This window comes from Candidatus Methylomirabilota bacterium (assembly GCA_035709005.1).
Taxonomy (GTDB): Bacteria; Methylomirabilota; Methylomirabilia; order Rokubacteriales; family CSP1-6; genus 40CM-4-69-5.
Genome location: DASTFB010000087.1, coordinates 154,155 through 166,626, shown reverse-complemented (window position 1 = coordinate 166,626; position 12,472 = coordinate 154,155). Strand labels below are relative to the sequence as shown.

The window sequence follows — 12,472 nt, the reverse complement described above, 5'->3', positions numbered from 1 at the left end:
GACGCATCGGTGACACCCAAGGACGTCATGACCATCAAAGAGGTCTGCGTGTACCTCGACATCGACGAGGCGGCGCTGACCCTCCTGGCTAGCCAGCGCCGGATCCCGTGCCTGGAAATGAACGGCACCTGGGTCTTCTCGAAGAAATCCATCGACAAGTGGCGGAGCCAGTCCCAGCAGTCCCGCGCTTGAGAGGGTGACCTCACGGTCTCTGAGCTACACGTGATCCCCCCGGGCCTCGGGCCCGCCCGCGCGGGACGCGTATAATACCGGATGATGGAGCGGCCGATCGCGTACGACAGGCTGGCCCGCGAGGACCGTTTCGTGCGCGCGCGGGCCCGCGAGGTGGGCGCGCTCAGGCTCGCCCAGGGCCTGCCCCCGATGGCCGATCTGGCCAGCCGAGACTCCATTCGAGAGCGTCTCCACGGAATCCTGGTCGGCGAGCTACAGGCCATGGAAGGTGCCGGCCGCACGGTGTGCGATTTTCCCGATGCGCCGTGGGAGTTCACCATGGACATGGCGCGTCAGGTCTGGGATGAGTCCCGCCACGTGGAGATCTACCTGGGCCTGCTCGAGCACCTGGGCGGGTACGTCGGGGAGTTCCCCGAGTCGACGATCCTCTGGCGGTGCGCCGGCGCCGAGGACGCCGCCGCCCGGGTGGCCGGGGTGAACCGGGGGCTGGAGGGGCTGGCCTGCGACGTCTTCACCCAACTGGTACACGTCGCACGCAAGATCGGCGACCCCATCGTCGAGCGGGCCGTGGACTACGTCCTGGCCGATGAGATCACCCACGTGCGCATGGGCTCCAAGTGGCTCAACGAGCTCACCAGGGACGATCCCGAGCGCCGCCGCCGGGCCGTGGAGTTCCAGGAGTCCATCGACGAGCGCTTCAACCTGGGCGGCCTGCGCCGGGACGGGCACCACGACGACGTCGCGATCTCCATCGCCAGGGACGCGCGCCTCCTGGCCGGCTTCACCGCCGAAGAAATCGACCGCCTCGTCCGTAGCACCCAGCGCTCGCCCGTCTACTGACCGGTTGCGGATGGTGCCTTGGTGAGCGCGCATCCGCTGGCCGGCGCCTTCTCTGTCGAGGCGTCCGCGCGGCGGGTTCGCCACTATCGCTACGTCGAGGAACGGGTGATGCGGATGCTCGGCGGGTGGATCGCGCTCACCCCCGAGCTGCCGGTGAAGGTCCTGTTCGGCCGCCACGTCTGGGACTGCGCGCAGCATGCGGACCTCTGGGGCCGCCGGCTGCCCGAGCTGCGGGCTGCCGCGCAGCAGTCGGAGCCGGCCAACGACCAGGTCGTTCAGGTCCTGGACCGGCTGGAGGCCCGGGACGGTCCCACGGAATCGCTGGAACGAGTGGTCGGCGTGTACCGGGTACTCAAGCCGCACCTGCTCGCCACCTACCAGGCGCACCTGGCCGTAGCCAACCCGGTGTACGAGCCGCCCACCCGGCGCATCCTCGAGCGGTGCATCGCCGAGGAGCGCCGCCACGTCGCCGCCGGCGCCGCCGTCCTGGTCCGACTGCTCACCGACGAGCAGGCGCGACGACGGACCGCCGCCTGGGAGGGTGTTCTCGGCGAGGCGCTGACCCGGGCCGGTGGTGTGACCGGTGACGAGGCCGCACCGGGCCGCGCGTTCGACACCGGCGCCGCCGACCCCAGCCGCGATCTCGTCGCCCTGCACTCGGTCTTCGACCCGGCGGTCGTCGCCCCGGATCTGCAGGCGGCCATCGACGACCACGTCCGCGCTCTCGCCGAGGGGGACACGGCGCGGCTGATCGAGCAGATCGCCGAGCCGGCCCGCGCGTCGGCGCTGGAAGCGTGCGGTCGCCCGGCCGCCGGCCAGAGGTACGAGGTCGTGGCCCAGGCCAAGGTCGGCGCCTATCGGCTCATCAAGCTTCGCCTCCGTGGCCCCGAGGGGTGCTGGCTCGTCGTCGAGCGCTGGGAGAGCGTAGATGGTCGGTGGCGGGTCGCCGCGGCCGAGCGGTTGACACCGTCCGGTGGCCGCTAAGGCAAGGAGCCTTCGATGGCTGAAGAGATCAGGGCGCACATCACCGGGGTGGTGTTCCAGGTCACTGCCCAGCCCGGGGACGCGGTCCAGGCCGGTGACCCCGTGATCGTGCTGGAGTCGATGAAGATGGAGATCCCGGTGGAGGCCCCGCGGGCCGGTTCTGTGCGGGAGATCCGGGTGCAGGAAGGCCAGACGGTCCAGGAAGGGGACACCGTCGCCGTGCTCGACTGAGGAGGTAGAGGATGGCCGAGGTCACGATCTTCGAGATGATCCGAAGTCTCTACGACTATCACCGGTGGGCGAATCGGCGTCTCTTCGGCGTGGCCCTCTCGCTGGGCGAAGAGGCCGCCAGCCGCGAGATGGGTCGGCATTTCAGCCTACCCACGCTGACCCGTATGTTCGCCCACCTCTACGGGGCCGACGCGGCCTGGCTGAGCCGCTGGCAGGGACAACCCACCCGGGGGCTTCCGGGCGGCGACATTCCCACCCTGAGCGCGCTCCGCGAGCGGTGGGATCCGCTGGAGCAGCAACAGCGGGCGTTCATCGAGAATCTCACGCCGGACGACCTCACTGGCGTGGTCGCCTACACCAACCTGGACGGCATCCCGTGTCGGATGACGCTGTGGCCGCTCCTGCAGCATGTGGCGAACCACGCCACCCACCACCGGAGCGAGATCGCGACGATGATCACCCTGATCAGCAAGTCGCCGCCCGACACCGGTGTGGTGACGTACCACCTGGTGAAGTCGGGTCAGATCCCGGGCTGAGCGGGGCCGGGCTCAGTTCTCGACGAAGGCTCGCAGGTTGCGCCCGCGGAGTGGGTGGCGCAGCTTGCGCAGCGCCTTGGCCTCGATCTGGCGGATACGCTCGCGGGTCACGGCGAACCGCCGACCCACCTCCTCGAGGGTATGCTCGCCTTCCTCGCCGATGCCGAAGCGCAGGCGCAGGATCTCCTTCTCCTTGGGAGAGAGGGTGGCCAGCGCCCGCTCTACCTGGGTGGTGAGGTCCTGACTGAGGAGCGTATCGTTGGGTGAGCCGGCCGACTTGTCCTCGAGGAAGTCGCCCAGCTCCGAGTCCTCACCGATCGGCGTCTCCAGCGAGAGCGGCTTCCGCGACGACTCCAAGATCAGGCGTACCTTCTTGGCCGGCACGCCAGTGCGCTGGGCGAGCTCTTCGGGGGTCGGCTCGCGTCCCAGCTCGTTGACCATCGCCCGGCCGACCCGGGAGATCCGGTTGAGCGTCTCCACCATGTGGACGGGGATCCGGATCGTGCGGGAGTGGTCGGCGATCGCTCGTGTGATGGCCTGGCGGATCCACCAGGTGGCATACGTCGAGAACTTGAACCCGCGCCGGTACTGGAATCGATCGACGGCCTTCATGAGCCCGATGTTGCCTTCCTGGATGAGGTCGAGCAGCGACAGATCGCTTCCCAGGTAGCGCTTGGCCACGGAGACCACCAGCCGGAGGTTGGCCTCCATGAGCTCCTTCTTGGCCTGGCGCACCTCGCGGTCGCGCTTGATGATCTCGGCCAGGACGGCCTGCAGCCGACGCCGCGGCAGGCCCACCTCGCGCTCGAGCTGCCGCAGCTCCCGCGCCGCCGTGGCCGCGGCTGACCCCCGGCGCCGGGCGGTCTCCCCCAACTTCTCGATCCGCTGGCACTGGCGCTGGACGCGCGCCACCAGCCCGTCGATGAGGGCTGGCTTGAGCGGTAGCTCGGCCACGATCTTCTGGATCGCTTCCTGGTTGGCGGCGATCCACTTCGCGTAATTTTGCCGGGTCGCCGCGCTACGCCGGCGATCGCGCATGGATTCCTCGAGCTGGGCGATCTCCCGTTCGAGGCGCCGGATGCGGGCGAAGGCGTTCAGGACGCGCCTGACCTCGGCGGCATCCACCTCCCCCCCCTCGGGCAGGACGATCACGTCCTCCGCGGCGATCTCGTTGCGGCGGAGCCGGTCGCCCACCGCCAGGAGCTCACGCAGGGCCATCGGGATGACGGCCAGGGCGCGACGCAGGCCGACCTGCCCGACCTCGATCCGCCGGCCGATCTCGACCTCCTGCCGCGCGGTGAGCAGGGGCACCTTACCGATCTCCTTGAGGTAGAGACGGACGGGATCCTCGGCGCGCGCGGGCGAGGGCGCCAGCACGGCGTTCAGCCGCGGCGAGATCTCTTCGCTGTCCTCGTCCAGCTGCTGGGTGTGGGCTTCGGCCGCCTCGTCTTCAGCGCTCAGCGCCGTCGGGGCTGCGGTGGCCGTGCCGAGAGGACTTTCGGGGTCGCGTTCTCTGAATGTCATCATGTCACCGGATCTTCCTCACGTTAGATGCAGCCGGGACACGGTTCGTTTCACTGCGAAACTTCAAGAACCGAGCCAGCACAAAAGCGGGCTCGGCAAGTCCTGATATTCCGGTGCCTGCCTCCGACGCTCCCGTTGTAAGACTGGGTAAGCGCCTTCACATATTCAGCGCCGTCTTGCTCTGCTATGATGGGTTCCCGGAAGGTCCGACGACGGCGACACGAGCACCCTCACCGCAGGAGCAAGAACTAGAACCGTAATGACCCCCTCGGTAGTTCCCTGCAAAATCAACCACCTGCTCGCAACCGTAGCCTCCCCCCGGACCGGGGGTCGCTGATGGCCGTCGCGCCCAGCGCCAGCTACAGCCTCACCGTGCGCCTGGAGATCAAGAACCGCCCCGGCATGCTGGGGAGGGTGGCCTCGGCCATCGGCGGGGCAGGCGGTGACATCGGCGCGGTGGACCTCGTCGAGTCGCAGCGCGACCGCGTGGTCCGCGACATCACCATCAAGGCCAGAGACAGCCACCACGGCCAGCAGGTGGTCAGCCGTCTCAAGCATGTCGCGGGGGTCCGCATCGTCAACATTTCGGATCGCACCTTCCTCATGCACCTGGGAGGCAAGATCGAGATCCGCAACAAGGTGCCGGTCCGGACTCGGGACGATCTTTCCATGGCTTACACCCCGGGCGTGGCCCGGGTGTGCCTGGCCATCCAGGACGATCGTGAGCGGGCCTTCGCCCTGACCATCAAGCAGAACAGCGTGGCCGTCGTAACCGACGGCACCGCCGTCCTGGGCCTGGGCGACATCGGACCGGAAGCGGCCATGCCGGTCATGGAGGGCAAGGCCATGCTCTTCAAGGAGTTCGCCGACGTCGACGCCTTCCCGATCTGCCTGGCCACGAAGGACGTCGACAGGATCGTAGAGACGGTCAAGCTCATCTCGCCCGGCTTCGGGGGGATCAACCTGGAGGATATCTCCGCGCCCCGCTGCTTCGAGGTGGAGGACCGGCTACGCAAGGACCTGGACATCCCGGTCTTCCACGACGACCAGCACGGCACGGCCGTGGTCGTACTGGCCGCCCTCCTGAACGCCCTGAAGATCGTCCGCAAAGAGCTGCAGAAGATCCGGGTGGTCGTCGCCGGCGTCGGCGCCGCCGGCACCGCCACCATCAAGATCCTACTGTCGAGCGGCGTCCGCGACATCATCGGCGTCGACGAGCATGGCATCATCTCCCCCAGCCGGGCGGCCGGCATGGACTTCATGAAGCGCTGGGTGGCCTCGGTGACCAACCCCCGTCAGGTCCGGGGTACACTGGCGGACGCCGTGCACCGGGCCGACGTCTTCATCGGCCTGAGCGTGCCGGGCATCCTCTCGGTACGGGACATCAAGCGGATGGCTCGCCGCCCGGTTGTCTTCGCCATGGCCAATCCAGTGCCCGAAGTCCAGCCCGAGGAGGCCGAACGGCACGTCGGCGTGATGGCGACCGGCCGCTCGGACTATCCCAACCAGATCAACAACGTCCTGTGCTTCCCCGGGTTCTTCCGGGGTCTGCTCGATTCCCGGGCCCGGTCGGTGAACGACGAGATGAAGATCGCGGCAGCCCGCGCCCTGGCCGCCTGCGTGGGCCGGAGCGAGCTCAGCCGCGAGTACATCATTCCCAGCGTGTTCAACAAGACCGTGGCGCCTGTGGTGGCCGAAGGGGTGGCCCGGGCGGCCTGGCAGACGGGCGCGGCCCGTCGCCGTCACCGCACGAGCCATCGCGGCGGATGACGCCGAGGCCGGCGCGCCGCTCGTCCACGATCGAGCCCTTCCTGGCCGTAGAGGTCTTCGAGCGGGCCCAGGCTCTGGAGCGGGCGGGGGCGGACGTCGTTCACCTGGAGTTCGGCGAGCCCGACTTCGACACCCCACCGGCCATCGTGGAAGCCGCCACCCGGGCCATCAAGGACGGCCGCACGCGCTACACCGCCAGCCTGGGGATCCTGCCGCTCCGGGAGGCGATCGCCGAGCACTACGCCTGCACCTATGGCGTCGCGGTGTCGCCCGACCAGATCCTCGTCACGCCGGGCACGTCTCCCGCGATGCTCTTGCTCTTCGGTTATCTGCTGGACGCCGGAGACGAGGTGGTGCTCTCCGACCCCTCCTATGCCTGCTACCCTAACTTCGTCCGCTACGCGGGGGGAGTGCCGGCCTGGGTCGGCGTGAGCGAGGAGGATGCGTTTCAGTACCGGGCCGAGGCCATCCGCGAACGCCTGGGGCCGCGCACGCGCGCCATCGTGGTCAACTCCCCGGCCAACCCGACGGGCACCGTGCTGCAGCCCGAACGCCTGGCCGCGATCGCCGACCTCGCCCAGGAGCGCGATCTGTTCGTGGTGTCCGACGAGATCTACCACGGCCTGTCCTACGTCGGCCGCGATCGCACGATGCTGGAATTCACCGACCGGGCGTTCGTGTTGAATGGCTTTTCCAAGGCCTTCGCGATGACGGGCTGGAGGCTCGGCTACCTCATCGCCCCGCGCGAGCACGTCCGCGCCCTGCAGACACTCGCCGGGAACTTCTTCATCTCGACGAACGAGTTCGTCCAGTGGGCCGGGGTGGCCGCCCTGCGCGAAGCCGGCGACGACGCGCGGCGGTTCCGCAGCGTCTTCGACGAGCGCCGGCACGTCATGGTGGAGGGGCTGAGGGCCGTCGGACTGGGCGTGGCCCGCGAGCCGACGGGGGCGTTTTACGTGCTGGCCAATGCTCGGCGCTACACGGGCGACTCCACGAGCTTCGTGTACGAGATGCTCGAGAGCGCTCGCGTGGCCGTCACCCCGGGAGCGGCGTTCGGGGCCAACGCCGAAGGGTACCTGCGCTTTTCCTATGCGGCGGCGCTCGAGCGCATCCAGGAAGGCCTGCGCCGCCTGGGCCCGTTCCTTGCCGCCCGCGGTTGACCCGGGGAGCTGCCTGGCCTGCAGCGGTCGCTGGCCGCGGGCCGATCATCGTATCGCCGATCTCGGGGTGTCCGTCGCCTACTTGCACGCCGATCAGTTCTTTCCCGGCTGGACGGTGCTGGTCCTCAAGCGTCACGCCACCGAGCTCTACGAGCTGAGCCACGAGGAACGCGCCGCGCTGATGGAAGAGGTCAGCGAGGTCGCTCGGGTCCTGGCCACGACCTTCCACGCCATCAAGGTCAATTACGAGCTGCTCGGCAACCAGATTCCCCACATCCACTGGCACATCGTTCCCCGCCTGGCCCGCGACCCTGCTCCCCGGGAGCCGGCCTGGCTCGTCCACCATGCGCCGCAGCCGCTGGAGGGCGCCGACCTCACGGAGCGCCTGGCCCGGCTCCGCGCACAGCTGGGTCGGTGAGCAGGGCGCGGGAGTCTCGGGAGGCCACGAAGGCCAGGGCCCGGCGCATCATCGCGGCACTGGAGCGGGCCTATCCCGACGCCAGGATCGCGCTGGAGTTCACGACGTCGCTCGAGCTGCTCGTGGCGACCATTCTGTCCGCGCAGTGCACCGACGAGCGTGTGAACACGGTCACCCGGTCGCTCTTCCGAAAGTATCGGACGGCCGAGGATTACGCGCGGGCCGACCCCGCCGCGCTGGAGCGGGACATTCGCCCGACGGGGTTCTTCCGATCCAAGGCCCGCGCCATCGTCGCCATGGCCAGGATGCTGGTCGACAAGCACGGCGGCCAGGTGCCGGCCGAGCGCGCGCTGCTTACCGCGCTGCCCGGCGTCGGGCTCAAGACGGCCAACGTGGTTCTCGGCAACGCCTTCGGCCAGCCCGCCATCGCCGTCGACACCCATGTGCTCCGCGTCTCGCAACGCCTGGGGCTGGCCCGCTCCAGGGACCCCGACCCGGTCCACGACGAGCTGGCCGAGGTGCTCCCGCGGGCCAGGTGGACTCGAACCTGCCACCTCTTCCAGGCGCACGGACGCCGCACCTGTGTGGCCCGCAAGCCCCGTTGTCCCGTCTGCCCGGTCCTGACGCTCTGCCCCTGGCGGGACAAGACGAGGGCGTGAGTCGGGAAGGTGTGGCCAGTTCGTTGACAGCCCCTGCATTTTCCCGTAGAGTATGGCGTTGCAATTTGGCTGGTCTGAGGCCCACTTAGCCGAGCTATCGCAACGCCGGATCGCACGAGGATGAGGATGAGTGAGAGCGAGAGGAAGTGGTTCGTCGTCGACGCCCAGGACCAGGTGCTGGGGCGCCTGGCGACGCGGGTGGCGACGATCCTGAGGGGCAAGCACAAGCCGACGTTCAGCCCGCACCTGGATGGCGGCGACCACGTCATCGTCGTCAATGCCGAGAAGGTCCACCTCACCGGGCGCAAGCTTCGCGACAAGATGTACCGCTGGCACACCGGCTACATCGGCGCGCTCCGCGAGGTGAACGCCGAGACGATGCTCCGGACTCATCCCGAGCGGGTCATCGAGTGGGCCGTGCAGGGCATGCTGCCCAAGAATCGGCTGGGCCGGGCGATGGCCAAGAAGCTCAAGGTCTACCGGGGAAGCGCCCATCCGCACCAGGCCCAGCGTCCCGAGCCGCTGGCGGCGGGCCAGCGGTAATGGCAGCCGTCGTCGAGCGCTTCTACGGCACCGGGCGCCGCAAGACATCCGTGGCCCGGGTCTGGATCCGGCCGGGCTCGGGACGGGTCACCATCAATCGGCGCACGTTCGAGGATTACTTTCCCCGTGAGACGCTGCGGATGATCATCGCCCAGCCGCTTCAAGTCACCAACACGGCGGAGCAGTTCGACGTGCTGGCCACCGTCTTCGGGGGAGGGCCCACCGGCCAGGCGGGTGCGCTGCGGCACGGGTTGGCCCGAGCGCTCGTCCGGTTCGACGAGAACTTGCGGCAGGTTCTCAAGAAGGCCGGGCTGCTCACCCGTGATCCACGGATGCGCGAGCGCAAGAAGTACGGGCAGCCAGGCGCCCGCCAGAAGTTCCAGTACTCCAAGCGGTAAGCGTCGTGGCGGCGACCCTTCGCGTGGCTGTTGCCGGCGCCAGCGGTTACATGGGCGCCGAGCTCCTGCGGCTGGTCCTCCGCCACCCGCATCTGGAGCTGACCGGCGTCACCTCGGATCGGCTCTCCGGACAGCCGCTGTCCAGCGCCTTCCCGCATCTCAGGGGGTTCAGCGACCTGCGTTTTCACGACCTCGAGGCCGAGTGGCTTGCCGGCGCGGCCGACATCGTCGTGCTGGCCCTGCCTCACATGGAGTCTCAAAGGATCGTGCCCGTGCTGCGGCAGCGCCGCGTGCGGGCCATCGATCTCTCGGCCGACTACCGCCTGCACGACGCCGACGACTACACGGTCTGGTACAACGCGCCCCACATCGATCGGCCAGGACTGGGCGAGGCGGTGTACGGGCTGCCCGAGCTGCACCGCAAGGCGATCGCTGGCGCTTGTCTGGTGGCGGCGCCGGGATGCTACCCGGCCGGGGCCGTCCTGGCCGTGGCGCCGCTGTTGAAGACCGGGTTGGCCAGGCCGGATGGCATCGTGATCGACGGCAAGTCCGGTGTGAGCGGAGCGGGGGCCCAGGGACGGAAGATGGACCCGATGTATCTCTACACGGAGGCCAACGAGAACGTCCAGGCCTACGGGGTCGGCGTGCACCGCCACACGCCCGAGATCGAGCAGGAGCTCTCGGCCCTGGCCGGCTCGCCGGTCCGTGTCACGTTCACCCCGCACCTGGTGCCCCTCAACCGCGGCCTGTTCACGACGGCCGTCGTGCCGCTGGCCACCGACGCCACCACGCGGGAGCTGCTCGCCGTCTATCGAGACTTCTACGCCGGCGAGCCCTTCGTCAGGGTGCTGGACGAGGGCCAGCGACCGACGACGCGAGCCGTGCTGGGCTCGAACTACTGCGATGTGGCCGTGGTCGCCGATACCCGCACCGGCCGGGCCGTCTGCCTGTCGGCGCTGGACAACCTGGGCAAGGGCGGCGCCGCCAATGGCGTCCAGAACCTGAACCTTCTGGCCGGCTGGAGCGAGCGGGCGGGCCTCGAAGCGCCGCCGGTGTACCCCTAGTGGCACGATCCGCGCGCTCGTCCTCCGCCGACGCGGCTGCGAGCGACATCGAGTGGTTGGACGGCGGGGTCACGGCCGTGCCGGGCATCCTCGCTGGCGGCGTGGCGGGAGGGATCAAGCCCAGCGGTCGTAAGGACCTGGCGCTGATCTATTCGCCCACGCCGGCCCGGGCGGCCGCGGTGTTCACCTCCAGCCAGATCAAGGGCGCTCCGGTGCAGGTTTCCATGGAGCACGTCCGCGGCGGGGTGGCCCAGGCCATCGTGGCCTCCAGCGGCTGCGCCAACGTGTGCACCGGGGAGCAGGGCGTGCGCGACGCCCGGGAGATCACCCGCCTCATCGGCGAATTGCTGAGAATCCCCGCCCGGCACGTGCTGATCGGCGCCACGGGGGTGATCGGGGCGCCGCTGCCGATGGACAGGATCCGGGGCGCGCTCCCCCGACTGGTCAAGGCGCTGTCCCCGCAGGGCAGCCGGGCGGCCGCCGAGGCCATCATGACGACGGACACGCGGCCCAAGGAGGCCGCGCTCCGCGTCGAGGTCAACGGCCGGCCGGTGACCATCGGGGCGATCGCCAAGGGCGTGGGGATGATCGAGCCGCACCTGGCCACGATGTTCTGTTTCATCACCAGCGACGTCGTCATCGAGCCGGCAGCGCTTCGCCGGGTGCTCCAGCAGGACGTGGAGCGCTCCTTCAACCGCATCACCGTCGACGGTGACCAGTCCACCAGCGATACCGTCGCGCTGCTGGCCAACGGCCTGGCCGAGCACGCGCCGGTCGAGGGCAGCCGCGGGCTGCGGGATTTCGCCCGCGGGCTGGCCGCGCTGACCCAGCGCATGGCGCGCCTGCTGGTCAGCGACGGCGAGGGGGCCACCAAGCTCGTCACCATCGCCGTCCGGAGGGCGGCCAGCCGTCGGGACGCCGTGCTGGCGGCGCGCAGCGTGGCCAACTCGCCCCTGGTCAAGACGGCCCTCAACGGCCAGGACCCCAACTGGGGTCGGATCATGATGGCGCTCGGCAAGTCGCCGGCCAAGGTCGATCCCGACCGGGTCAGCATCCTCTTCGAGGACGAGCCCGTGGTCGAGCGGGGCATCCTTCGTCCGGGAGCGCGAATGGACCGGGTTCGCGAGGTCATGGGCCGGCCGGAGTACACGATCACCGTCGATCTCGACCTCGGACACGGCGAAGATCGGGTATGGACGTGCGACCTCAGTGAGGAGTACGTTCGAATCAACGCCAAGTACACGACGTAGTCACCATCACGCACGCCGGGCGGACTCGGTCCGGAGCCGTTGTGCGAGCCGCAGGACGTCGTGGGGCTGGGGCCCCACCGTCCGAGGCGAGCCTATGAAAAGTTCCGGGGGCTCGGCGGAGGCTCAACCGAAGGAGGAGACATGGCGGCACTGACGATGAAGGAGTTGCTCGAGGCCGGGGTGCATTTCGGCCATCAGACCAAGCGTTGGAACCCGAAGATGCAGAAGTACATCTTCGGTGAGCGAAACGGCATCTACATCATCGACCTCCAGAAGACGCTCAAGAAGTTCCGGGAAGCGTACGCGTTCGTCCGCGACCTGGCCGGCAACGGGGGGAGCGTCCTGTTCATCGGCACCAAGAAGCAGGCCCAGGACACCGTGCTCGACGAGGCCACGCGCTGCGCCATGTTCTATGTCAACCAGCGCTGGCTGGGGGGAACCCTCACCAACTTCGAGACGATCCGCAAGTCGATCGCGCGCCTCAAGAAGCTCGAGGAGATGAAGGAGGCGGGCGAATGGGACCGCCTGCCCAAGAAGGAAGCGCTGGAGCTGGACCGCGAGCGCCAGAAGCTGGAGAAGGCGCTGATCGGGATCAAGGCGATGGAGCAGCTGCCCTCGGCCGTGTTCATCATCGACCCGCGCAAGGAGCGGATCGCCGTCGCCGAGGCGCAGCGCCTGGGCATTCCCATCGTCGCCATCGTCGACACCAACTGCGATCCCACCGGGATCGATTACCCCATTCCGGGGAACGACGACGCGATCCGGGCGGTACGCCTCATCACGTCGCGTATCGCCGATGCGATCCTGGAAGGACGGGGCGCGCTGGCCAAGGAGGAGGGCGAGGAGGGCGCGGCCGAGGTGGTCGCCGACTCCGAGATGGCCGCCGCCGAGGCCGAGAGCTAG

General features: G+C 69.0%; 14 protein-coding genes and 1 pseudogene. 14 read left to right on the top strand and 1 reads right to left on the bottom strand.

What is annotated here, in order from left to right:
• The first annotated feature begins 9 nt into the window (after positions 1-9).
• From VFR64_15840 to VFR64_15820, 5 genes are all read left to right on the top strand, one after another.
• On the top strand, positions 10-192 hold the full coding sequence (locus tag VFR64_15840; GenBank protein ID HET9491211.1) for a helix-turn-helix domain-containing protein: 183 nt from the start codon (positions 10-12) through the stop codon (positions 190-192).
• Between the two features lie 81 nt (positions 193-273).
• Positions 274-1,032: a DUF455 family protein gene (locus VFR64_15835; protein ID HET9491210.1), complete on the top strand. Its 759-nt coding sequence runs from the start codon at positions 274-276 to the stop codon at positions 1,030-1,032.
• Between the two features lie 21 nt (positions 1,033-1,053).
• A complete protein-coding gene (locus VFR64_15830) occupies positions 1,054-2,016 on the top strand; it encodes a hypothetical protein (GenBank protein ID HET9491209.1) in 963 nt (320 codons plus the stop codon).
• A gap of 15 nt (positions 2,017-2,031) precedes the next feature.
• Positions 2,032-2,247: a biotin/lipoyl-binding carrier protein gene (locus tag VFR64_15825; GenBank protein HET9491208.1), complete on the top strand. Its 216-nt coding sequence runs from the start codon at positions 2,032-2,034 to the stop codon at positions 2,245-2,247.
• Positions 2,248-2,258: 11 nt separating this feature from the next.
• Positions 2,259-2,783: a DinB family protein gene (locus VFR64_15820; GenBank protein ID HET9491207.1), complete on the top strand. Its 525-nt coding sequence runs from the start codon at positions 2,259-2,261 to the stop codon at positions 2,781-2,783.
• A gap of 12 nt (positions 2,784-2,795) precedes the next feature.
• Here VFR64_15820 and VFR64_15815 read toward each other — a convergent pair.
• Positions 2,796-4,118: pseudogene (locus VFR64_15815) on the bottom strand (sigma-70 family RNA polymerase sigma factor).
• Between the two features lie 525 nt (positions 4,119-4,643).
• Here VFR64_15815 and VFR64_15810 point away from each other — a divergent pair.
• The 9 genes from VFR64_15810 (at position 4,644) to rpsB (ending at position 12,472) form a co-directional block, all read left to right on the top strand.
• The gene (locus VFR64_15810) at positions 4,644-6,077 is read left to right on the top strand and encodes an NAD-dependent malic enzyme (protein ID HET9491206.1); all 1,434 of its coding nucleotides are present in this window, start codon (positions 4,644-4,646) and stop codon (positions 6,075-6,077) included.
• A complete protein-coding gene (locus VFR64_15805; protein HET9491205.1) occupies positions 6,074-7,237 on the top strand; it encodes a pyridoxal phosphate-dependent aminotransferase in 1,164 nt (387 codons plus the stop codon). The genes VFR64_15810 and VFR64_15805 overlap by 4 nt, the downstream gene beginning before the upstream one ends.
• Before the next feature lie 67 nt (positions 7,238-7,304).
• Positions 7,305-7,655 (top strand): HIT family protein, encoded by a 351-nt coding sequence (locus VFR64_15800; GenBank protein ID HET9491204.1) that lies wholly within the window; start codon positions 7,305-7,307, stop codon positions 7,653-7,655.
• Positions 7,652-8,314, top strand: coding sequence for an endonuclease III (gene nth / locus VFR64_15795; GenBank protein ID HET9491203.1), 663 nt, complete (start codon positions 7,652-7,654; stop codon positions 8,312-8,314). The genes VFR64_15800 and nth overlap by 4 nt, the downstream gene beginning before the upstream one ends.
• 120 nt (positions 8,315-8,434) lie before the next feature.
• Positions 8,435-8,857: a 50S ribosomal protein L13 gene (gene rplM, locus VFR64_15790; GenBank protein HET9491202.1), complete on the top strand. Its 423-nt coding sequence runs from the start codon at positions 8,435-8,437 to the stop codon at positions 8,855-8,857.
• Positions 8,857-9,255 (top strand): 30S ribosomal protein S9, encoded by a 399-nt coding sequence (rpsI, locus tag VFR64_15785; GenBank protein HET9491201.1) that lies wholly within the window; start codon positions 8,857-8,859, stop codon positions 9,253-9,255. The genes rplM and rpsI overlap by 1 nt, the downstream gene beginning before the upstream one ends.
• 5 nt (positions 9,256-9,260) lie before the next feature.
• Positions 9,261-10,319 (top strand): N-acetyl-gamma-glutamyl-phosphate reductase, encoded by a 1,059-nt coding sequence (argC, locus tag VFR64_15780; GenBank protein ID HET9491200.1) that lies wholly within the window; start codon positions 9,261-9,263, stop codon positions 10,317-10,319.
• A 56-nt stretch (positions 10,320-10,375) separates the two neighbouring features.
• Complete coding sequence (gene argJ, locus VFR64_15775) at positions 10,376-11,569, top strand: bifunctional glutamate N-acetyltransferase/amino-acid acetyltransferase ArgJ (protein ID HET9491199.1); 1,194 nt, start codon at positions 10,376-10,378, stop codon at positions 11,567-11,569.
• Between the two features lie 141 nt (positions 11,570-11,710).
• Positions 11,711-12,472 carry a 30S ribosomal protein S2 gene (gene rpsB, locus VFR64_15770; GenBank protein ID HET9491198.1) on the top strand — a complete coding sequence of 254 codons (762 nt, stop codon included), beginning with the start codon at positions 11,711-11,713 and terminating at the stop codon, positions 12,470-12,472.

Bases quoted from the DNA above. Each gene is read 5' to 3' on its own strand.
- VFR64_15835 (HET9491210.1), top strand. From the start codon at position 274: ATGATGGAGCGGCCGATCGCGTACGACAGGCTGGCCCGCGAGGACCGT.
- VFR64_15825 (HET9491208.1), top strand. From the start codon at position 2,032: ATGGCTGAAGAGATCAGGGCGCACATCACCGGGGTGGTGTTCCAGGTC.
- VFR64_15820 (HET9491207.1), top strand. From the start codon at position 2,259: ATGGCCGAGGTCACGATCTTCGAGATGATCCGAAGTCTCTACGACTAT.
- VFR64_15810 (HET9491206.1), top strand. From the start codon at position 4,644: ATGGCCGTCGCGCCCAGCGCCAGCTACAGCCTCACCGTGCGCCTGGAG.
- VFR64_15805 (HET9491205.1), top strand. From the start codon at position 6,074: ATGACGCCGAGGCCGGCGCGCCGCTCGTCCACGATCGAGCCCTTCCTG.
- rplM (HET9491202.1), top strand. From the start codon at position 8,435: ATGAGGATGAGTGAGAGCGAGAGGAAGTGGTTCGTCGTCGACGCCCAG.
- rpsI (HET9491201.1), top strand. From the start codon at position 8,857: ATGGCAGCCGTCGTCGAGCGCTTCTACGGCACCGGGCGCCGCAAGACA.
- rpsB (HET9491198.1), top strand. From the start codon at position 11,711: ATGGCGGCACTGACGATGAAGGAGTTGCTCGAGGCCGGGGTGCATTTC.